Source organism: Candidatus Latescibacter sp. (assembly GCA_030692375.1).
In the GTDB taxonomy this organism is placed as follows: domain Bacteria; phylum Latescibacterota; class Latescibacteria; order Latescibacterales; family Latescibacteraceae; genus JAUYCD01.
Map to the genome: position 1 here is coordinate 1 of JAUYCD010000017.1, position 21893 is coordinate 21893.

Sequence of the window (21893 nt, forward strand, 5' to 3'; positions counted from 1 at the left end):
TATCAAAAATTTTATCGTATTTGTCGATTTAATTATTATATTTGTTATTATTGCATCTATTCAAATTCATTTTTAGTTCTTCCAAAATAGATTGTAAAAAAATATTTTATAAGAGGTGGAATGAAACTCCCCGCCGCAAGCAGCGGGGTATCTTCTTATTTATCTAATCCATTCGCCGCAAGCGGCGGGGAATTCAACCCTGAGAGATTAAAGAAAGGATCTTAATCTATTTTATTCTTTTATACATAATAATATGTATAACAAAATACTTTGTCAATTCTTTTTTTCCAGCAAAAGCCTCGATTTTCCAAAACCAAAAAGGACTCAACCACATTGGTTAAGTCCTTGATTATATTGGTGGAGCAGAACGGGATCGAACCGTCGGCCTCATCCGTGCGAGGGAAGTTTAGTTCGTCTTTGCTATATCATGCTTTGCTCCTGCAAAAGCAGCTTCTTCTATCTCTACTCGTTTTGAAGCCGGTTTAGTTCTACGAACATGAATTGACTTTCCCCATGCCGAATCATCGTCAGCTTTTTTCATAACAAGTTGATCAATCTCTCGTTCAGACAGCTTCTTGGTTTTTCTTTTTACACTCATATATCCCATCACAATCATCTTGATTGCTTATTTCTGTGCATCCGCCGGTCTACCAGCTTAGAGTGGGGCGTCTTCTGGCGCTTTCGAAGGTCTTGGACGATCTCATCGAGGCTATAATGATGATTTTCTACGTAGGCATCCCGATTTCGCCAGACCTCTGCGATGATCTCATCTTTGTACATCATCCTATTCCTCCGACAGTAGCTCTAAGGGGGTACATATTTCTGGGCAAGTGTATCCGGCTGTCGTACAAATCAACCGGATTATTGGTTTTACTGAAGCGTTGTCTATATGTCGAAAGTTCCAAGTTAGCAAATAGTCCACCTCGTGAACACATGCCACGGCGATGTGAAGAGCATCGGCCTCTGCTCTGGGAGGAACGCCGCCGCCTTCGATCAGCTTGGCCGCAAACGCCTGCACCTCCTCGTCAACCGGAAGTTCTGCAATGCTCCCCAGCACTGCCAAGCGAATACCTGCAGCTTCGTGGTCACCTGCTGATGCTTCGGCAACGACCAGTTCGGAAGTTAACAATTCGTACTTCGGACGCTCTTGCGCCCACCACTGAATGGTGACTTGTTGCCATGCCGCCGAGCGTAAATCTCGACTCGGGTGTGATGTCAAATAGCTGATGATAGAAGTTTCTATATAAACGCTTTTCATAAGTAATAAAACGAAATTCCTTTAGCATTCTATTTAGTCATTCTTTACATTATAATATGCATAATAAAATACTTTGTCAATCCTTTTCCCTGTAAAGCCTTCGGTTTTCTGAAACCAAAAAGGACTCAACCATGTCGGCCAAGTCCTTGATTATCTTGGTGGAGCAGAACGGGATCGAACCGTCGGCCTCATCCGTGCGAGGGATGCGCTCTCCCAGCTGAGCTACTGCCCCACTTTTCTTTCTTAAAATATAACCTGCGGTAAGCCCAGTGTAAAGGCAAAAATGCAGACATTGATTCTCCGAATCTATACGTGAAATTAAAGTCGGGAGCTTTTTTAATATTCTTTAGTCTCCTACTCTTTCCGTTCCGATTCGGGGATATTTATCACCATGACTGAACAATTGCCGAAGCGTCCGACACCCAGGTCGGGTACATCCTCGGTAAATGCCCCGTTCCAGACCATGAAAAGCTTTTCTCCACGGTCATCGAGTTTGAGCGAATAGGAAACCGCCGGTATATAACCATACTTTTCATAATAGTAAGATTTAAGAAAAGCAATTACCTTTTTCCCGCCGGTCTTTATGTCATACTGAATCACCGGGGAACCATCACGGTAGGCTTGCGGTGCGTAATAGACATACCTTCCTCCGGGACTTCTTTCCATGGAACAGGTATAACGCTGATCGGTCGGCCAGATGAGACCGTGATCTACGATTTTCTCTCTCGCAGGGTCGAAGCTGAAGAGCACCCCGGAATTGGTCACTCCCCAGAAAAGGCCGTCCGGGCCACGGTCACGGGTCTGGGCGCGCATTGGTTCATACCTTCCCGTCATTGGGTCTTTTGGCATTGAGCAGGAAAGTTTCGTGAAACGGTTGGCGGCCGGGTCATACCTGATAAGGTGACGTTCCTGGTCGGAAACATGATTGTTGGCAGTATAAACCATGCCGGTAGTTTCATCGAGGAGAATGGCGCGGGTAAACCAGGTCAGGCTGTCGGGAAGCATTCCCGCCCAGCGGCTTCGCTGACTGTTGATATCCCAGGCGAGAAATTCGGAATGGTAACCGACCGCATACAGCATCCCCCGTCGTGTATCCACCCGGTGGTAAGGCCAGGAGGTGCGGGGGATCGGAGCGCCATAATCAACAATATCCCCGGTCTCCATGTCGAAACTGAAGATGCGCCCTCCGTCGTATCCGGTGGCGTAATCCGCTTCAGTGGGCTCGGGAAACCGTGACCAGTATGTGCAGAACCAGATATGTGGACGGGAAAGATCCCTGCTCTGATAGATGTCAATCCATCCATGAACGATTCCGTCACCGAATTGCTTTTCCCCACGGCCGATGGAACGGTTTATTTCCGGCAGACAGCGAACGGTACGGGAGCGGGTATCATATTCTACAAGGTAAATATGGGCATTGAGCTTGCCATGATCACCTACAGCGGAATAGAATTTTCCGGTGGGTGGATAGTAGTTGGATTGAGTGTAATTTCCCCACCATCCGGTTACATCACGATCCGCCAGTTCATCGAAAAAACGGGGTTCTGCGGGAACAACCGCAAATTCTATTCTTGGAGTAGTCTTTGCCACAATAAATTCTTTTCCTGCAAACCGGCGAAGTCCTGCAGGGATTTCAAGCATTTTCGGATCACTGTCAATAACCGTTCGAGAGGAGTAGAGGAGCTTCTCCCTGTCCATATGCTCCGCCATTTCTTTCCGTTTCTTTTCGCTCTCGCAGGGTATAACGGAATCGGCGGGGATAGATACACGCTGATGGATGACTCCATAATATCCGATTTTGTGGGGTTGTCCAGCCGGCCCCGGAGTTTTTCCGCTGCAACAGAGAAAGTTTAGCGCCGGGAAAACCAAAATCACCGCTATGAACCGCACAAGTATAATGATCATGCCCTTACCTTCTCGCAGGTAACAATCCCAGCGTCGTAATGAATCTCTGTCTCTTGACTTTCTCCTGGCAGAAATGTATTATTACCCCAGGGGGGTAATAGATGAGCAGAAGACGGGAAATCGCTTTCATTGGAATTTATGTTGGCATCATCCTGGCGATGCTGTTTGTGTTTTTTTTCATCCAGGAACGGTATGGCGCCCACCTTCAACGGCCTCAGAAGAACAACGCCGGAACGCATTCCCTGATGCACCGGGGAACGCCGCAGATGACGACCCCCTTCTCATCCGGACTTCAGACCATTTCGGAAAGCGCGGTACCATTCGATAGTTCGCCTGAGTCCCTCGTCAAAATCCACCTTCGCCCTGAATCCGAAACGCTCCCAGGCCCGCGCAGTGTCTAAACACCGGCGCGGCTGACCATCCGGCTTGCTCGTATCCCATAGTATTTTTCCGGTGAACCCGCTGTAGAGGGCGATTTTTTTGACCAGCTCACTGATGGTAATTTCAAAACCGGCGCCGAGATTGACCGGATCGGAGCTGTTACATCGCTCAGCGGCGAGCAGAATACCCTCGGCGGCGTCGGCGGCATACAGGAATTCCCGGGAGGCTTTCCCGGTTCCCCACACCACAATGGTATCTTCTCCTCTTTCAAGAGCATCTACACATTTCTTTATGAGCGCCGGAATCACATGGCTCGATGCGGGGTCGAAATTGTCCCCCGGGCCATAGAGGTTAACCGGCAGAAGGTAGATGGAATTGAAACCGTATTCCTGACGGTAGGCCTGGGACTGCACCAGGAGCATTTTCTTCGCCAGACCGTAGGGGGCGTTCGTTTCCTCGGGATAGCCGTTCCAGAGGTCTTCCTCACGGAACGGCACCGGGGTATACTTTGGGTAGGCGCAGATTGTACCCAGTGCGACGAACTTTTCAATCCCTCGAAGGCGCGCCTCCTCCATGAGCTGCACCCCCATTACGAGGTTACGGTAAAAGAATGTTCCGGGATGGGCCATGTTCGCTCCGATTCCGCCCACTACAGCGGCCAGGTGAATCACCAGGCCGGGCCGCATGTCATCATACATGCGCCTGATGTCGGCGAGGATGGTGAGATCATATTCTTCAAGGCGGGGTACCATTACATGACTGGCGCCACGGGTTTCAAGCCCTTGTAGAACGTATCCACCGAGAAATCCCGCTCCGCCGGTAACCACCACCCGGCGGTCTTTCCAGAAATCGTTCATCCATTACTTTCTTTATTTTTCATTCAAGAAAGCCAGCGCGGCGGCGGCCAGCACGCTCACCCCGGTCTCGATGCACCGCTCATCCACATCGAATGAATCGTTGTGCAGAGGGAACCGTATCCCTTTTTCATCGTTTGCTACACCCAGTTTCAGATAATACGCAGGCATCCGATCGGAGAAGTGAGAGAAATCCTCCGCGGTCATGGGGCACTTCGCCTGGTATATCACGTTTTCCCTGCCGAGCAGGTCGGCAGCCGCCGCGGTGACCAGGTCATCCAGATGCGCATCATTGATGACCGGAGGATAGAGATCGTCCAGAAAGACCTCGTTTTTGAGATCGAGAATCCGTGAAACACCTTCCACCGTATCCTTGATACAGTCCATCATATACGCCAGGATTTCTTTGGAAAGGGCGCGGACGCTTCCCTGCATGGTGACGCGCCCCGGGACGGTGCCCAGTTTGCTTCCGCCTTCGATAAAGGCGACATTGAGCGCAATAGGTTCCGATGGATCAGTACGCCGTGGAATAATATGGTAAAGAGAAGAAACAACTTCCGAGGCGCCCAGGATGGCGTCTCTCCCCCTCTGCGGCGTGGCGGCGTGGGCCTGACGGCCTATGATGACGATCTGGAACGCCTCCGCTCCGGCCATGGCCGATCCCGTCGCCACTCCCACCTGTCCGGCATTCAGGTCCGGCCAGCAGTGGAGCGACATGATAGCGTCCATGGGAGGATTCTCGAGCACTCCGTCTGCGATCATGGACAGCGCCCCGCATTTCTCGCCGCAGGGATTTTCCTCCGATGGCTGGAATATAAATTTTACCGCGCCGCCGAAACGGTCTTTCATTTTTGCCAGCACCCGCGCAATACCTATGACCACGGTGGTGTGGACATCGTGACCGCAGGCATGCATGCTGCCGTCATTCTTCGAGCGGTAGGGCGCAGTGCTATTTTCCAGGATGGGAAGAGCATCCATATCGCAGCGAATCCCGATAACCTTCCCCGCTCCGAGTCCCCCTTTTAAAAGTCCCACCACTCCGGTCTTGCCGACTCCTGTGCGATGTTCAATTCCGGTTTTTTCCAATATATTCGCAACCACCTGCGCGGTGCGAATCTCCTGATAACGCTGTTCGGGATGCGCATGGATATCACGCCGGATGGCGATGAGGTCTTCCCGCATATCTTCAGCCTGCTTCCTAACATACCGAAAGTCCTCAAGCAGGCGGTCATTGAAATGAATGTTCATGGCTCATTCCCCGTGTATTTGTGTTATTGTTCCGGTGATTACATATACGAACCAATTGGTATAGATGCCGAAACGGTTTCATCGTTCCCGCGAAGCGGCAACAAGTTCGGCATGACACGTGTCATCCTGAACTCGTTTCAGGATCTAACGGCGCATATATCCCTCACAGCCTGAAGAAACATGCGCACCTCCTCCAGGGTGTTGTAATGCACGAGGCTGGCACGGAGCGGCATGTCATACCCGAAGAAATCCTCCGACATCGACCAGTATTTCATGGAGCGCATAGCCATCTTATAATCTTCCACCAGACGTTTTTCCACATCCCTGCCCGCCATACCCTCGACGCTGAAAGCAAAGGTGGGGTCGCGCTCATCCAGGCGGTTCGGATCGCTCAGGCCGTGGAACTTCACCCGGGGGATTTCCACTAGACCCGGAAGGCCGTCAATGCCGGTCAGCATGGCCCGGGAAATCTCCTTTTCATAGAGATCGATGGCATCCATGGCGATCTTCAGAGACCGCGCACGGCCCCGGTAGGAAGTATAGCGTTCTTTATAACGGTCTTTTACGCGATCGCCCAGCCATGCCAGGTATCCGATGGTGGCGTCCACCGCCGCGTATTTGGCCTGATCGGGCGAGCCCCAGTGCCATTTGGCATGAAGAGTGCCGTGATCCTTCCCGGCACTGTAGGGGCGCATGGATTCAAGGTGCTCTTTTTTCCCGTACATGAAACTTATATACTTGGGAGTGAAGAACTTATAGGCGGATATCACCATGAAATCACAGCCTATTTCCTGCACATCCAAAGGGCCGTGCGCCGCATGGTGAACTGCATCAATCACGTAGTAGGCCCCTGCCCTGCGGGCGATTTTGCCGATCTCGACCAGCGGGCTCTTGGAACCCAGGAGATTGGAAGCCGCAGAAACCGTGATCACTTTTGTATTCACATCGACCAGACTCTCCAGGTGATCCACATCGAGCGTCCCGTCCGGACGAAGATGGGCAAAGCGGAGTTCGCCCGCCGCTCCCCGGCGGACCAGCTCACGCCAGGGATCCACATTGGAGAGATGTTCATAGTAAGTTGTCACGATATTATGACGTTTATCGAGCTGATTCCCGAGAGCATAGCTGAGTTGGAAAAAAAGCGCGGTGGCGCTCTGCGCGGAAAGAATATTTTCGGCGGACTCCGCGTTCAAGAGGTCGGCGACTGCCTGAAGCCCATTTTGCATGAATTTCCCCGCTTCACGGCACTCACGGAAACTGTCGCCGGGATTGGCGCTGTGTTCAAGGGAAGCGATATACTGAGCCTCGGCAGAACGTTTCAATACCAGGGTGCCGGTGCCGTTATCAAGAAAAACCCGCCGGCTGCCCCAGGTATCGGTTCTGGCCCGGGGAAATTCATTCTCAATGTCTTTCAACAGATTATTGTCAAAAATCATGGAACACAATCTCCTTATCAAATCATGTTGTTCTTGTCAAAAGATAGATGCAAAAGACCTATTTATGCAGTTCAAAAGCAAGTAATCCATTGAGCATGACATAATAGCATATAGATGCCGAAACAAGTTCGGCATGACATAGTCACCCTGAACTTGTTGCCGCTACGCGGGAACGATAAAACCGTTTCAGGGTCTATGAAATAAATGAAACGACTTGTTATAAGATGCTCTCTAATCTAAGGCGCAGCACGCTCTCTGTCAAGCAAGGTATTTCTTCGGGATCTCCAGACCTGCCGTGTAAGAAAAGGTAGGCAGATCCACCATCTGGTAGACATTGATCCGCGTATCCGGGCAGGCAGTGAGGAGAATGTATGCCTCACGCTCCTCGAAACCATAATCATGAATTACCCATTCCATCAGGTTGGTAAACGCATCACGCACCGCATACTCAAGGGGTTTTCCGGTTGCTACACCGACCAGGGCGTCCGGCTTTTCTATCCGCACATGGGGTATCCTCTTTCCCTTTATCACCTCGCAGGAGAGGGTAATTTCTGCGCGGGTTTCGTTTGCCGTGCCGGAAAGCTCGCCATCTCCCTGGCAGGCATGCACATCCCCTGCAAAGAGGAGCCCTCCTTCCGTATAGCTGTTAAAATATATCTTCGATCCTTCGCAAAAATCACGGATATCGAGATTTCCGCCCCAGGGACCCTGAATATAGACCGAAGAAAAAACTTCCCGCTCCGGCGCGAGGCAGAGGGTCCCGATGAATGGCGCCAGATGCCACCGTATCCGCTCATTGAACACACAATTTCCATCCGAGAGCGTTCCCGAAGGTCCCGGAACGTGTTTGAAAATGTGGGTATAGAATTCGGTGGTCTTACGGTATTTGAGAGAATCGCCGAGGAGCCCGTCGCCGGGCTGAAGAATGGTATATCCCTGGGCGTCCGGAACGATTTTCTCCACCGCGACCACGACCACATCTCCTTTTTCGGCGCCCTCGATAAAAACCGGTCCGGCGACCGGGTTCAAAAGCGGCGGATTGAACCGGTGAGTGGGGCGGTTCTGAGGATAAGGCTGGAAGGTTTCCTCGCGGATGTATCCGGAGGCGGCATCTTCCGTTTCAAGGATAAACCGCTCGCCGGGCTTGACCGTGATGACCGGGGCAAGACGGTGATCTATTTCGTAAACCAGGTTTGCCGGTGAGCGTTCTATGCGTTTCATGAAAGTCTCCTCTATTTCACCTCGATGTTGCTATGTTTTTCAATAGATGCCGAAACAAGTTCGGCATGACACGTGTCATCCTCAACTCGTTGCCGTTTCTCGGGAACGATAAAACCGTTTCAGGATCTAAACACTCAAAACATGCGCAATTATTTTTTGTCGTCATGTATTGAACAAGTTCGGCATGACTCGTCACCCTGAACTCGTTTCAGGGTCTAATCGATAAAAAAACCAGTTTTTACAAAAGATTTCAAGACAAGTATAATCTTCAACTCTGTAATCTCTTCTCACGGTATTTTCACCGCATTATTCCGCATCGTTATCTCCTTTACCCCAGTATCGATCTGCACCGTACAACCGCGGGGGTTCACCACGGCGGGGAGTTTGAGCAGGACATCCGCTGTTTTGGGCAGCAGGTCGTGTGGCGCTTTGAGCGCCGGAATACTGCCCCTGGCCAGTATTTTCCCGCCGCTGTCCCGGAGCAGGAGAGTCCCGGAGGGAGCGTCCACGGAGCCGAGGCTGTGCACGGTCACCGCTATGGTGTTTCCCTGCACGCGGATGTCATCCTTCCCGATGGCCAGGTCGGGACGGCTCCAATAGGGTTTGCTCTTATTCAGGAGCTTGAGCGTAATGATCGTGGTCTTTTTCGGGGCGAACGTGAACCCGATCTCCCCGGTGCGCTCGAATTCGACTGTACGCTTTCCAATGACCGACTCCGGTGTGTCGTCGCCGTTTGAGTCGATGCCCTCGGACACCTCCCATATGCCGGGGTCCACATCCCAGCCGATGAGGGATGCCTGCACCGGCGCACTCTCCAGATTATACACGATGATGGTCATGCCGTCCGGTCTGGCGTCGGGAATGAGGATGGCCGCGCTCTCGCCGGTGGCGGGCGCAGTGAACCGCCAGCTCACCGTATGGCCTGGGTAGAGGGTATTGCGGACGAGAGCCACTCCTCCCAGGCGCGCTCGCTGGAGTTCAGTGTTGGCCAGGGTCACCCGGTCCACCCACCAGTGGTGTTCGGTCATCATGGGCATCCGCTGGGCACCGCTCTGTATCTGGGAGGCATACATATTTTCGAGAAACCGTTTGTCGCCGGTCACCTGCCAGGCGATGTGGCGGTACAGATCGTTTCCGGCGGCGGGAGTTACCTGCGAGGCGATGGTCTTGCCCCAGGTATCCCGCTTCCCGATAATATCCATAAGGTTTGCGTTCAGGCTCCCCAAGGCGCCGGGGCCGCTGTCGAGAACAGGCTGTAGGTATTTCGGGTCGCCGGTCCACCGCCAGAGCGCCCAGAAATAACTGATTGCCGGGCCGATTCCCGAAGGCCGTTCCGCGTCGGTCCTGTAATTGATGGTGGCCGAAAGCGAATAATTGCCGTTGGCGTCCTTCCTTCGGTGTGCCAAAAGACCGTCGAACAGCTCGGAAACCAGCTTCTTAGTCTTTGGGTTTCCGTTAAACTCCACCAGGGACAGGGCAGGATGAAAGATCAGATAGGAGTATGGATACGACCATGACCACACTCCCTCTTCAGACATCTTTGTGGCGCTGAAGAAGCTCGATCGTATATGGCGGTGCCCGGCGGGATTGACGCCTGTTATCCCTTCCAGGGCGCGGCAGGTTTCCATGATGCGCTCAACCTGCTTCGGGTCGCCGTAATCGAGGAGCATGATCTGCGGAAGGATATCGATCCCCTCCTCGTAGGTGTGGAGCTCATCGGTCTGTATGGTATTCAGCCCGTTAGTGAACATCCCATTGTTGTAGAAGGCGTCCATTTCGCGGCGGAGTGAGTCGGCGACCTTTTCCGGCTCTACTCCCATGAGGGCGAGAGCCGGCCACTGGTTGGTCAGATCGCCGTCATCGGAAAGCCCGCCGCCGAATTCTCCGTCCTCAAGCTGACGGTTGTCGATCCACCAGGTGATGAACTTGCGGTAGAGTTTGAGGTCTTCGACCTGGCGGAACGCCCAGAGGGGAACATCAGAAGGCGCCTGGGGCTGTTCGAACGCAGGAAATCCCTGTTCGCCGTTCCGCATTGCCCAGTAAATCCTGCCCTGCGCGTGTTCCGGGTTTACCCGCAGGAGGTCGGAAATGTCGAGGATATAACGCTCGAACATGTGCAGCTTTTTCGTATTCGGGCCGCATTCCACGATGTTGCCGTAGTTGTCCACCACCTGGGTGAACCTGTCGGCCTCGTGCTCAATTCGGGCCGCCGCGCGATCCTTGAATATGAGGCGGACGCGGGCGCCCTCCAGAGACTGCATCCCGAAATCGCCTCCGGCCCCGGCGATGGTGAGATACATCGGGCGGTCATCGGGAAGGATACGGTCGCGGGTGTCCAGCCAGAGCGTCCTCGCCTCTCCCGGTTTCATCGAAAAGGAAAAATCCAGCAGGTTACGGTTGGGCCAGAGCGGGTCCTTGATCTGGATGTTGAGGGGGAAGAATTCACCGTGGGTGGGTTTTACTTTGAGCGCCGGGAGATCGATGGCGATGCCGTCCAATCCGCCGTCCATGTTCTGCCAGGTATAGGAATACTGAGCGTTTGACCAGAACGGCCGGTTGACTCGGAAATCGCAGGGAATGAGCACATGCACCAGGGGAAGCGGGTGCTCGATCGTTGTAGTCCGGGGGTTGCCGGGAGCGCCTCCCGGGAGCGCCTCCATGACCGCGCGCTCGTCCGGAAGGAATCGTCCCCGGATGTACTCCAGGAGCGGAACGAGGCTCGGGTTATCCGGCTCTAACTTCGCAGTCAGCGAGTACGAGAGGACTGCGGTCCCCCTGGGTTCCCGGCCCGGCGCGACCCGGAAAGCCGAAAACTCCCCGATGGGCATTTCCTGCACCTCGTTGTCGAACCGTACGGCTCCTCCCCGTACAGGCGCGGGCAGGAGATGGAACGTGCGCTCCTGGCTGGCGGGACGGGTGAAAAGCATCGATTCCGCTCTGTCTTTCAGCAGGGAACCTTTCCCGAACGCGCCGCCGGAGATTTCCAGATAGTTCCATTCCTCATCCGGCATCGTAAAAGTCACCGATTTCCCCGAAGTGGAGTAGCAGTTCCAGTCCGGCTCGATGAAGTAATCCAGGCGACCGGTAAGCTGCGAGCGGTTATAGACATTCGGCCAGGTGGTTTCGCGGATGCCGTCAACGCCTTTCCAGACCCACTGCTTTTGATCATAGACATCACGGATTTCGACCTTCCGCACACCGGTTGCAGGCGCAGCGAGAGGGGGCGGTATGTCGCCGGGACGGTTCCAGCCGTAGCGAAGCAGCCACTCATCGCGGAAGGCAGAGTCATCCAGGGCACGGATCACCGGCGCTATCTCTCCCGCCGGTTCCCCCCCGGCAAGGCGGGCGATCTGCCCTGCTTCCAGCATACTGTCGTAGATACGCACCTCGTCGAGGTCGCCGCCCCGGGAGTGGTTGTAGTTGGCCCAGATGTGCTGGGGATTGATGAATCGGTTGGCCGGGCCGAACATGTCCAGGCCCGCATAAAACACCGCTGTAGTGTCCTTCTTCCCCACGAGCGCGCCGTCCACATAGAAACGTATGCCCCTCGTTTCATCCCAGGCGACCGCAATATGCGACCACTTGTCCGGCGCAGGCAGGACGGGAGCTTTCCAGGATACCCGGGCGCGTCCCAGATTGATGTCGGTCACAAAGGCATCAAAGCCCTGGCCGTTGTAATCGATACGCATCCAGGCCATGTCTATGCTCGAGTGATCGCAGTATGAGACCTGGAAGATGTGGAACGGGGTATGCCCGATAGGCTCGCGTGATCGCCAGAAGAAAGAGAGAGTTCCTCGCTCGACATAGATGTTACCCGGAGCGAAATAGGCAAGGACCATAGAAAAGTCAGGAATCCTGATTGCCTTCCCGCGGAAGCCGTCGGGCACGCGGGTGATTGCGTCGAGGAAAGAGGGATTCGGATCGCCTCCGGAGTAATCGGCTGAGAATCCTTTGTCCCCGGATAGATAAAAGAGCAGCCCCGGCTCAGCGGCGTTTTCCGCTGCGGAGCAAAACCAAGGAAAAACCGAGAGGATCATGAAGATAAGAAATACATACCGGAAGAGCTTCACATCATAACTCTTAATTTGGAGGTATACTGTCTGAAAATTTCTGTAGGCTGTATATACTACAGCCCCCTAAATCCCCCAAAGGGGGACTTAACAGGCTGAAATACAACTGAATTATCCGGTTTTACTATTTTAAAAAAAATACCATGTTTCATCTTTATTCGGAGAAAGTCCCCCTCCGGGGGATTTAGGGGGCTGCCTTCCTATAGATATATTCCCGTTTTTTTCAATCATCATACACCCGCCAGAAAGGCCTCTCAGGATCCCATCGATCGGTGATCTCTGCGGGAGGTTTCACCACCACCGCTGTGCACTCCGCAGTCACTGTTCCGTCCGGGAGCCGAATTTCACCCGCTACCTGCGCTCTAAGTGCTGTCTGACGTATGACCCACCCGGTCACTTCGAGCGGCGTTTCTGTGGGAGTCGGTCTACGGTAGGTCACCTGCAGGTTCAAAGTTACCATCAGATTATTGAAATCGCCGTCGAGCATGATCGCGCGACCGGCTGTTTCGTCGAGCACCGCCGCCAGAACGCCGCCGTGCACAATTCCCGGATAACCGTTGAAATGCTCAGGTATGGTAACCGTACTTCTGACCTTGTTGTTCTCAACATCGTTGTACCAGGTCATTTTCAGGCTGATTTCGTTCTGTCTTCCACAGCAGAAGCAGGTTCGTGATGAAGGCTGTCTGGTCATGGAATGCCCCTATAAAAAGTATGTACAGTCCTGGAAGATGATTAATAAAATTTCTCGCAAAGCCGAAAATAAAGATACTACAATTTATAATAGATAATAAAAAAAACCCCTCTTTTTCAGGGGGGAGTTCACAATTTCGGCGCCTGTTCTCTTAAAAATGCATCACTATGATGACCCCTTAAGTTGCTTCGTGAACTTTTTCTTTGCCAGATACGCATAAGATGCGGAGATTTGGTTTCTTGTCCGTATAAGACACCATGCACCGCGTTATCAGACGGCCATAATTCTTGATATATCAACGTGTTGCATTGAGGTTGCCCTCTTATCACGGCGTGTTATGCGGATCGGCATAACAACTAAGCTCACCTGCAACGGGGAGAATTACCACTAAACTTTGTAAGCAAAATAAAACCTTGATAAACCACAAAACCTTCATACACGGCCCAGCCCCCGCTGTCAGGTGCAACGACGGGTTAGGTAATAGCTCTTACCCCACAGTCTTTTTTTCTTCTGGCTTACCAACCTATCTCATTTCAGAATATCAATTCACAATTCAAGATGCGACCCTACTCTCTATTTCCTCATTTTTATGTGGATCGGATTTCTTTACCGTATGGCAACAAATTTTTCTCAACTGTATGCATTGTCATAACATCTTCTTCTTTAAAGTGGAATACAGGAGAGAGCCAAACAATATTATCTCTGATGAGATCAAAATATTTCTCATTTCGACTAAAGAGAGGCAGAAAATACACATTTGAATTTGAAAGTTTAGTACTTATATATAGCACTGCTTGTCTAAGTGTTGTTCCCGAAGCAACAATATCATCAACAAGTAATATCTCTATCTTTTCTTTCGCCGTTGGACTACAGGATTCAATCCCTTTCACTATTGATTCATTTATAGGATTATCAAAATACTTGTTTTCTCGATTTAATCGATCAGCCCATAATGATAATATCGGTATTCCTCTAAACAGCTCTCGTCCCAGGAGGTCAGCATACATCAGCCCTCCATTAGATATACCTAGAATTACATCTGGTACAAATCTGCCATCTTGAACATTATCCCGCAGTTTACTTACAATATGTTGTAATCGCTCCCAGTATTCACTCCAAGCCATAGCCTTTGATGAGGTTACCTCCTCCTCCCTTTCTTTTATTATACCAGGAATTTCTACAAGCATCTGAGGGAATACATCAAACACAAGACTGTCAGTGGGACGGGGACGTTGAGAAATAACCAAGTTTATAGTATCAACAATATCATCTATAGCTTTTTCTGGACCATTGAAAAACGGAGAGTACTCAACGCATCTATAGTTAGTAATATCAAAAGGAATAACTGTCCCTGCCTGTTTTAAAAGAATAGTAGTTGACCTTCTTAAACCATATCGTATACCAAGTTCAAGAAACACATTTGGATTTTGTCCAGTTATATCAACAATACTTGTATCTGCTAATGCAATGTGCCTAACCCGGATTATTCATAAATTTTTTTTTGCTGCCTGAGAATTGTGAAAATGGCCATGTATTAAACTTTCAAAATGGTGTTTCGGTCACCTTGAAGTGTGATTTACAAGAAACACAAGAACGCGGATGATTGATACATTAAGGTATACCTTTTTTTAGGTAAAGTGATCCCTTGAATGAAACGAGAACTGTAATTTACATGCCTGACACATTTTCGGTTACATCTGCATTACGATTTTGTTGCACATGGTGACGAATACATTTTTCAGGGGGAAGGAAGACGGGAAGATGAAATGAAGCTTGGTTTTCATTTCCCGGACTTCGACCCCGATTTTGAGTAAGCGCAACCGTATGGTATCAAACTGGGCATTGGCGAATTCGGTGCCGGAAAGGGCTTTTTCTCTGAGCGTGTGGAGAATGACATAGGCTGCGCTATGGAGCATGAGACGGAAGCTGTTAGCCAGGAAACTGTGGCAGGATGTCCGGCCGCTTTTAAGGGCGAGCTTATGATCCTTGATAAAATTCTCCATCTGGCCGCGGCCACAGTACACCGTTTCATAGATGAATGATGGCAGTGAGCTTTCCAGGCTGGTGACGATAAAGCGGATGTTGTCGCCCTGGGCGGAGACCTCAGCCATGACAATTACCCGGAGATCCCGATGCCATGTACTGGCTTGATAGCGCATCTGCCTGAAGGTGCGGGCTTTTGTACCTGATGCCTTGTACTCACGGCGAGCTGCCTCAAGCGCGACTTGTGCACGCTTTTTGAGAATTGAGGTACATGTCAATCCGAGAACATACAGAACAGCATGGGAGTCGCACCAAGCGTATAGTTCGGGTGTGGCAAAGTGAGAATCGCCGCGGATGAGGATGCCAACCTTTGGCCATGCCGCTCGAATGCGTTTTACAACCCGCTTGATGATTGCACAGGTCTCCTTGCCGCTGGGCCGTCTGCCGGGTCGAAGAATACTGGTAATCAGGTTGCCGCTTTGCCCCTCAAAGATGAAAAGAGGCTGATAGCAGTACTCATCGTAGTAACCGTTGAACAAACTCAGTTGCTGCGCCCCGTGTGTGGGATCATCCGTATCATCAATGTCGAGAATGATCGCTTTCGGTTCTGTATCGTACGAGGCGATAAACAGATCCACCAGTACATTGGCAATACGATAGATATCTCTTGGTGTCATGGCGTTCTCAAACCGTGATATGGTCGGCTGGCTTGCCAGATCACCCTCGGACGGTAAACGATTGCACGCAGCCTTGAAACCGGGATCGGTTCTCAGGTCATCAGCATCATTGGCATCTTCATAGCCGCAGACTATCTGCAGAATACGCTGTTTAAGGAGCGTTTTATTATCATGAAGCACATAACTCTGATGGCGGAAATCCGTAATGACTTCCGCAAGCCGGTCGATAATACCAATACTGTCTGTTATCTCTCTCAATGCAAGAACTCCTCCATCGGAGCTAACATCACCGCCGGTAAAATCCGCTGTCACTTTTTTGCCGGAAATCATTTTGAATCTAAGCGAAAGTTGGGTATCTTCTCTCATGGCAGGCTCAACTCATTTGTATTGTGTTTGTTCGTCGTTATTTGTCTAACTACAATATAATACAATATATTAGTTGATGCACTGCCTTTTTTTATGAATAATCCGGGCTATAAGTCATCAGTATATTTTTTGCGAGATATTTGTTTATAAGTTTTTCATAATGAACAGGAGATGCCTCTCCGCCAGTTTCAGGTCGGCGAGACCCACGGACGCCAAAATGTACTTCCCCTTCCGGGCGAACATCACCGTGCCGTAAAAAGATTCCTTCCCGGTGAACGCCTCGTCTCCGAGTGTCGGATTCCCCTTGTCGATCCCGCCGGAATTACGGATATACTCCATGCAGGAGCGAAAATTTTCCTTCGCCTGTTCCGGCCCGGAGGATTCGATCAGGTAAAGCCGGAAACGTTTATCTCCCTGCTCATACTCGACAGTGAAGGCTTTCCTTAAAAAATCCTGCCCCAGGACATCTTTCGCAATATATTTCTCGGAACGAGCCAATTTCCCCTCAACCGGGAAAAAGGAGAAAAATCGCGGAAATACATTCCCGCCGGGTATCCGCTTCTCGACAGCCCGGGCCATCTGTTCCAAAGTAGATGATGAACAAGCCGATTCGGCAGAGGGCATGATTTTTACATAAAAGCGGTCTTTCCAGAAAAAGAGAGCATTGGAGGTGACATACCCTTCCACGCCGATGTTCAGGAAGCGCGCTTCCGTGTCATGTTCGTTGGCGTAGATGCCGAAAGCGCCCAGACTGTCGGTCATGTCGTAGATATCCACTACAATGGAGAGGCTGTCGGGAATATGTTTAACGGTGAATGTCGCCATATCCCAGAAGCCGTAATCAAGGTAAGGCGGCGCTCCGCCGTCTATGTAGTTCCAGAGATTCTGGGGGCCGTAGTAGACGGGGGCGCGGGTAATAGAAAAGCCGGGAATATCTTTCTCCGATGGGATTAAAGGTGTAACACTATGGCTTGTATCACCGGAAACGGATGGGGAAAATAACGCTAAAAAGAGAAGGATGAAGGATGAAGGTACAAAGTCCAAAGCCCAAAGTCCAAAGCCCAAAGTAAAAGCTCTTCTCCGGGATTCTGGATTCTGACTTCTGAATTCTTTTTTCATTCTTTCCTCATCCCATCGCCGAGGTATCTTCTGTAACCTCGCGGAAGTTTCCCATGCCGGCCACAACCGAGCTGACATTCTTATTCCTGAGAATCCATTTCAGAGCCGACCGGTAGGTTTCTTTCGGTTCACCCTCTTCTTTTCTCGGCCCGCCGGAACAGGTCTTCATGACCAGGATGCCCATACCGGCAGCCACTGCATCGGCTATTTCTTTCTCCTTGGCTTCCTGGTTCCACTCGCTGTAGATACCATAAATGGAATGGGTGAAATGTCCGGCATGGTTGTAAGGGATCATGGCCACATCGTAGAATTTCGTTTTGACCCCGGCCCTCAGGATCTGATCGGCGCTTCCGGCATGGGATGAGAATCCGCAAAACCGTATCTTGCCGCTCTTTTTAGCCTTGGAGAACACTTCCATGAGGATCGTGTCATTCACAAATTCCTCCGATGTGGCGCCACGGACGAGCATAATATCGATAAAATCGGTTCGGAGCGCTTTCAGGCTGTCATCGATGGATTTCACCATGGCCTCCCGGTCGCCCATGAGCTTCTGATCTATTTTGGACTGGATCACCATGTTTTTCCGAATATCCTTTATCACCGACCCGATTATTTCCTCGTTCTTTCCTTCCGAGTACATCCGCCCGGTATCGAAAAAATTCAATCCCATGTCGAGGCATTTTTTTATCACCGAAGGCTCATTCGTCCGGGCCGCGCCGATGCCGACAGCCGATATTTTCAGGCCGGTCTTTCCGAGTGTGCGGAATTCCACATTCGTTTTGGGCGCCTGGGTTTCCCCTGAGTCGGGCGCTGCCAAACCAGTAAGACCGATGCCGATGATTCCTTCCGTGGTGCGGGTGAAAAATTCCTTACGGTTCATCTTTTTCTCTTCTTTATTTTCCATACAATATCTCCGGAATCAAAGACAAAATTTAGACATGATTAACAAGATTAACAGGATAAACTCTTTGATTTAGAACTTATCAGTATTTAAGGATTTTCACATTGCCATGGCGATGCTCACGACTGCGTCGTCAGTCGCCCCGAAACATCAGGTATCGGATCGGCGTATAGAGACCGGACGGTATGCGCGCCCATCCGGTGATCCCCTGCGGTGTAAGAACGAGATAGTCATCGCCGTCGTTGACCAGCACGGTGATTGACGTTCCGGCATCGAGTTCGGCAACAGCCCCGGTACCGCCGCGATCATGCGTCAGCGTGATCTTTTTGGTCGTCACCGTTTCCATCCCGACATACTGCATCGGCTGGGGAATTTCAACAAGTCCCCTGTCCCTGATGGTGTATTTCCGCCGGATATCGAACATCGAATTGACATGCCCAGACGTGTATATGCAACCATCGCCGGGAATGTAGATGTCGGTGCACCAAGAGGTCCGCCCGCGGAAACCGAGGCTGTCTCCGGCAACATCGAATATGAGGAAATACGGATCGGCGCTCAATCCCGGGGAAAAAACGATGGTATACCGTTTAGTGGTATCTGGAGTCAATGACGTAATCAGTACACGCTCACTATGCCCCATAGCCTCGATAGCTCCGGGATGTTCTGCTGCCGAAAAATACTTTCCATCTTCGCGATAAACACCATCCAGCACTATAGATTGCACTTTGGCAAGGGAGGGATTGTAATGAACGTGAACCCCTTCGGGATGATAGCTGCCCTTCACTGCAACGGTTTCCAGCGCTTCGAATGCCGGCGGCACGCGGTGCGTGTCGGCAACAATACGCTTGCCCAACTCGTCCATGTTCCTTCCGACATCATCTTGCGCCCACGCTTGAAAAGGAAGGAGCATAACGACAACCGCGAGAATCATGTTATTGCTATTCCGTTTCATGGCGTTCAGTCCTCCTTTGATCCGACATTCCCCATATCATAATCATGGGCATTCGAAATTCTTCTCAAACTTATTGATAAACGAATATTACTTTCAATAAATTCATTAGCAAGTATATTTTTTTATCTTGATCGATGAATTATGCCACGTACATGCTTGTTTAACCATGCACCGATAAGTCAAAGGTTTCAATAAAAATTATTGAAGCAAGTATCTTTTCTTTGCGAACTTTGCGAGAAATATTCCTTTCATTCCGGATTCTGGATTCTGACTCCTGAATTCAGTCTTTTCAAATCCCTTATTCATAAAGGAAAAGGAGTTAGCTTGCCGTTGTTTTTGATCATTCTCTCCAGGCTCAACAGATTCAGCATAAGGCACCGCGGCTGGTGGAAATTGCACTTGCGGAAGGGGCTGATGCCTTCCCTGACGAGATTCTCGCCGTACCGGTCGACAGCCTGGCGCCATACTCCGATGCCGGTGCTGGCGATTGTCCGAAGGGTGAATTCACGGGTCCGCTCGTACCATTCCTTGGCCCAGATGTCACCAGTATATTCCAAAACGGTCAGGCAGGCAATCAGAATTTCGCACTCCGCCCACATGGTTTTAACATCGTAGCTCGGTCCTAAACGATGCCCGGGGATATCGAGTACATAAAAATTTTCATCCCCGCACCCGCCGTATACATAATCCCAGGCCATTTCCAGGAACCGGCGGACCCGGCTCTTGCAGATATAAAAAATGGTTCCGTTACGCACCAGGAGGGAGCTGTGCATGATCATCCATAAAGTCTCGATGCAGTGCCCCACATACATGTATCCCTCGTAGCCGGGTATCCGGGTATAATCATGCAGAAGCCATTCATTGGTGACTCCGAAATCCGGATTCCAGAACTTGTTCAGAACCAGACCCATGTGCTGTGTGAGAATTTTTTCCAGTTGGGCGTCCGGGTGGTGGCTGAGAAGGTTGGCGAGCATGTCGATGATTACCATGGAATGCCCCTGGTCGCGCGCTCCCCGTTTGGGAAACACATCGGAGCTGATGGCGTTTCCCCATACCACAGCGCCGGCATATCCGGGGTCATCGTAAGCCTTGACAGATGCATGGAGAGATTCCAGCGCAAGCTCCAGGTCTTCCGGATTACCGGCGGCTTTGTATAATTCCGCCAGACCGTGGGCGGCAAACATCCATCCGTAGATGTTTTCGCTCACCCCTTCCTTTATCCGGCCGTCACGGTACACCCGCTCGTACCATTTCCCCTGCCCCGCCCGCATATACTTTACCAGGAAATTCCTGGTCTTGCGTGCAATTTCCAAAAAACGCTCATCATGCCCGAAATTGTTATACAGGAAGGAGTACACCCAGACCGCCCGTCCCTGGTACCAGATATATTTCTCATCATCGCACACTGTCCCGTCATCGTTGAGCAGGCACATGAATCCGCCCAGTTCGCGGTCATAGGCGCCCTTGTCCCAGAAAGGCAGGAACTGTTTAAACAGGCGGTCACGGTAATCATCACGGAGTTCCTCGAGGGTCAACCCCGCGATAAATTCGGGAAGCGATTTGAAAGCGGCGGGTTTCAATTCCCCTTTCGGGACCACGGGGACAGCGCCCGCACCCAGGGCGCCGCCGAGACCCGCAGCCAGCGAGGTTCCGATAAAATGTCGTCGTTTCATATTTACCCCATCTTCCTATCGGTTATGAGCGGTTAATGTCTTGTAAAAAAAGTCGTTGTAAAAGAAAAATCCCCCCTCCACCTTCGCGGCGACCCCCTTGATAAGGGGTAAAAAGATTTCCCGCTCACAAAGTTCCCCCCTTAACAAGGGGGGATGCCGATAGGCAGGGGGGATTATAATATGCCGAAAGAGTTCTCTGTCTTTGGGAAATAAAAGTAGGGCATCGGCATCTGTATATAATCAAATCTACCATCAATTAAAATACAGTTTCCGGTAAAAGCAATGTGTTTCATGATGTCGACGCCGCATTTCCGGTCATTTTTTCAGCCGGTTAAACCTTTTTCAAGCCTGAATTGTCGAATAGTTAGAATTTTTCAAGGGATAAACGATAAACAACTTCACCAAAAAGGGGAAAAATGAAAAAGTTAACCCTTGTATTCAGTTTCATGCTGTCAGTGACGCTCTGCACTCTGTTCCATTCGAACGCCTACAGCCAGCCTCCGGCCGGAGGACAGGGCCAGAGAGCCCCTATATCCATCGACCAGCAGATAGATCAGCTCGACAAAGCGGTCTCCCTCACCCCGGACCAGAAGAAAAAAATACGGGCCATTTATGAGGAAAACGAGAAAAATCGGACTCAGCCGCCCGCACAGTCCTCGGGCGACAGGCCGAATGCACGGCGCGACCGGTTGAACCAGTCACAGCAGATGGGGGGCCGGGGGCAGGCGCTGAACCAGGAGATAGAAAAAGTCCTCACCCCTGCCCAGGTGAAAAAACTCGCCGCATTCAGAAACCAGTCCGGCATTGACAGACGGATTGAGCAGTTGAGCAGCCTGAAACTGACCGATGATCAGAAGAAAAAGCTACGCACCGTCTTCGAAAATCAAAATGCAAGAATGCAGAAAACGCGAGAGCAGAGGCAGAGCCAGGGTCAGGATCAGAGCCAGGATCAACAGGCCATGATGGAAACATTCCGCAAGATGCAGGAAGAGAACAACAATGAAATAAAGAAGGTTCTGACCGCAGCGCAGGCCAAGCAATATGATGACATGCAGCAGCAGATGATGAACAGGAGAGGCCAGGGCGGAGGACAGGGAAGAGGTGGCAGGGGTCAGCAAAACTAAATGGGCAGGCCGGACACGCCTTCATAGGGAACGT

16 protein-coding genes and 2 tRNA genes are annotated in these 21893 nt (G+C 51.0%); 1 reads left to right on the forward strand and 17 read right to left on the reverse strand.

Features of this window, described 5'->3' with window-relative positions; genetic code table 11:
- Positions 1-355: 355 nt before the first annotated feature.
- From Q8O92_00990 to Q8O92_01070, 17 genes are all read right to left on the reverse strand, one after another.
- A tRNA-Ser gene (locus Q8O92_00990) sits at positions 356-439 on the reverse strand.
- Entirely contained in the window at positions 407-616 is a 210-nt protein-coding gene (locus tag Q8O92_00995) for a hypothetical protein (GenBank protein MDP2981891.1), read from the reverse strand. Before Q8O92_00995 ends, Q8O92_00990 begins: the two co-directional genes overlap by 33 nt.
- 168 nt (positions 617-784) lie before the next feature.
- Complete coding sequence (locus Q8O92_01000; GenBank protein ID MDP2981892.1) at positions 785-1258, reverse strand: type II toxin-antitoxin system VapC family toxin; 474 nt, start codon at positions 1256-1258, stop codon at positions 785-787.
- 156 nt (positions 1259-1414) lie between these two features.
- Positions 1415-1490 (reverse strand) — tRNA-Ala (locus Q8O92_01005).
- 122 nt (positions 1491-1612) lie between these two features.
- A complete protein-coding gene (locus Q8O92_01010; GenBank protein ID MDP2981893.1) occupies positions 1613-3163 on the reverse strand; it encodes a hypothetical protein in 1551 nt (516 codons plus the stop codon).
- A gap of 281 nt (positions 3164-3444) precedes the next feature.
- Positions 3445-4401, reverse strand: coding sequence for a GDP-L-fucose synthase (locus tag Q8O92_01015; protein MDP2981894.1), 957 nt, complete (start codon positions 4399-4401; stop codon positions 3445-3447).
- Between the two features lie 12 nt (positions 4402-4413).
- A complete protein-coding gene (locus Q8O92_01020) occupies positions 4414-5646 on the reverse strand; it encodes a M20 family metallopeptidase (protein ID MDP2981895.1) in 1233 nt (410 codons plus the stop codon).
- Between the two features lie 137 nt (positions 5647-5783).
- Entirely contained in the window at positions 5784-7082 is a 1299-nt protein-coding gene (locus tag Q8O92_01025; protein MDP2981896.1) for an aminotransferase class V-fold PLP-dependent enzyme, read from the reverse strand.
- 258 nt (positions 7083-7340) lie between these two features.
- The gene (locus tag Q8O92_01030) at positions 7341-8303 is read right to left on the reverse strand and encodes an acetamidase/formamidase family protein (GenBank protein MDP2981897.1); all 963 of its coding nucleotides are present in this window, start codon (positions 8301-8303) and stop codon (positions 7341-7343) included.
- Between the two features lie 287 nt (positions 8304-8590).
- Positions 8591-12373 (reverse strand): LamG-like jellyroll fold domain-containing protein, encoded by a 3783-nt coding sequence (locus Q8O92_01035; GenBank protein MDP2981898.1) that lies wholly within the window; start codon positions 12371-12373, stop codon positions 8591-8593.
- A 223-nt stretch (positions 12374-12596) separates the two neighbouring features.
- Positions 12597-13064 carry a PaaI family thioesterase gene (locus Q8O92_01040; protein MDP2981899.1) on the reverse strand — a complete coding sequence of 156 codons (468 nt, stop codon included), beginning with the start codon at positions 13062-13064 and terminating at the stop codon, positions 12597-12599.
- Positions 13065-13651: 587 nt separating this feature from the next.
- Positions 13652-14482 (reverse strand): phosphoribosyltransferase, encoded by an 831-nt coding sequence (locus Q8O92_01045; protein ID MDP2981900.1) that lies wholly within the window; start codon positions 14480-14482, stop codon positions 13652-13654.
- Positions 14483-14755: 273 nt separating this feature from the next.
- Positions 14756-16090: an IS1380 family transposase gene (locus Q8O92_01050; protein MDP2981901.1), complete on the reverse strand. Its 1335-nt coding sequence runs from the start codon at positions 16088-16090 to the stop codon at positions 14756-14758.
- Between the two features lie 144 nt (positions 16091-16234).
- A complete protein-coding gene (locus Q8O92_01055) occupies positions 16235-17209 on the reverse strand; it encodes a hypothetical protein (GenBank protein MDP2981902.1) in 975 nt (324 codons plus the stop codon).
- A 7-nt stretch (positions 17210-17216) separates the two neighbouring features.
- Complete coding sequence (locus Q8O92_01060) at positions 17217-18113, reverse strand: aldo/keto reductase (protein ID MDP2981903.1); 897 nt, start codon at positions 18111-18113, stop codon at positions 17217-17219.
- 130 nt (positions 18114-18243) lie between these two features.
- Positions 18244-19062 carry a hypothetical protein gene (locus Q8O92_01065; protein MDP2981904.1) on the reverse strand — a complete coding sequence of 273 codons (819 nt, stop codon included), beginning with the start codon at positions 19060-19062 and terminating at the stop codon, positions 18244-18246.
- Between the two features lie 302 nt (positions 19063-19364).
- On the reverse strand, positions 19365-20735 hold the full coding sequence (locus tag Q8O92_01070) for an AGE family epimerase/isomerase (GenBank protein MDP2981905.1): 1371 nt from the start codon (positions 20733-20735) through the stop codon (positions 19365-19367).
- 416 nt (positions 20736-21151) lie between these two features.
- On the opposite strand from Q8O92_01070, the gene Q8O92_01075 reads away from it, so the two are divergent.
- Entirely contained in the window at positions 21152-21859 is a 708-nt protein-coding gene (locus tag Q8O92_01075) for a hypothetical protein (GenBank protein ID MDP2981906.1), read from the forward strand.
- The last annotated feature ends 34 nt before the right edge of the window (positions 21860-21893 follow it).

Coding starts and splice junctions, on each gene's coding strand:
- Q8O92_01055 (MDP2981902.1), bottom strand. CDS start 17,209: ATGAAAAAAGAATTCAGAAGTCAGAATCCAGAATCCCGGAGAAGAGCT.
- Q8O92_00995 (MDP2981891.1), bottom strand. CDS start 616: ATGATTGTGATGGGATATATGAGTGTAAAAAGAAAAACCAAGAAGCTG.
- Q8O92_01025 (MDP2981896.1), bottom strand. CDS start 7,082: ATGATTTTTGACAATAATCTGTTGAAAGACATTGAGAATGAATTTCCC.
- Q8O92_01000 (MDP2981892.1), bottom strand. CDS start 1,258: ATGAAAAGCGTTTATATAGAAACTTCTATCATCAGCTATTTGACATCA.
- Q8O92_01010 (MDP2981893.1), bottom strand. CDS start 3,163: ATGATCATTATACTTGTGCGGTTCATAGCGGTGATTTTGGTTTTCCCG.
- Q8O92_01065 (MDP2981904.1), bottom strand. CDS start 19,062: ATGAAACGGAATAGCAATAACATGATTCTCGCGGTTGTCGTTATGCTC.
- Q8O92_01030 (MDP2981897.1), bottom strand. CDS start 8,303: ATGAAACGCATAGAACGCTCACCGGCAAACCTGGTTTACGAAATAGAT.
- Q8O92_01020 (MDP2981895.1), bottom strand. CDS start 5,646: ATGAACATTCATTTCAATGACCGCCTGCTTGAGGACTTTCGGTATGTT.
- Q8O92_01050 (MDP2981901.1), bottom strand. CDS start 16,090: ATGAGAGAAGATACCCAACTTTCGCTTAGATTCAAAATGATTTCCGGC.
- Q8O92_01075 (MDP2981906.1), top strand. CDS start 21,152: ATGAAAAAGTTAACCCTTGTATTCAGTTTCATGCTGTCAGTGACGCTC.
- Q8O92_01070 (MDP2981905.1), bottom strand. CDS start 20,735: ATGAAACGACGACATTTTATCGGAACCTCGCTGGCTGCGGGTCTCGGC.
- Q8O92_01040 (MDP2981899.1), bottom strand. CDS start 13,064: ATGACCAGACAGCCTTCATCACGAACCTGCTTCTGCTGTGGAAGACAG.
- Q8O92_01060 (MDP2981903.1), bottom strand. CDS start 18,113: ATGGAAAATAAAGAAGAGAAAAAGATGAACCGTAAGGAATTTTTCACC.
- Q8O92_01015 (MDP2981894.1), bottom strand. CDS start 4,401: ATGAACGATTTCTGGAAAGACCGCCGGGTGGTGGTTACCGGCGGAGCG.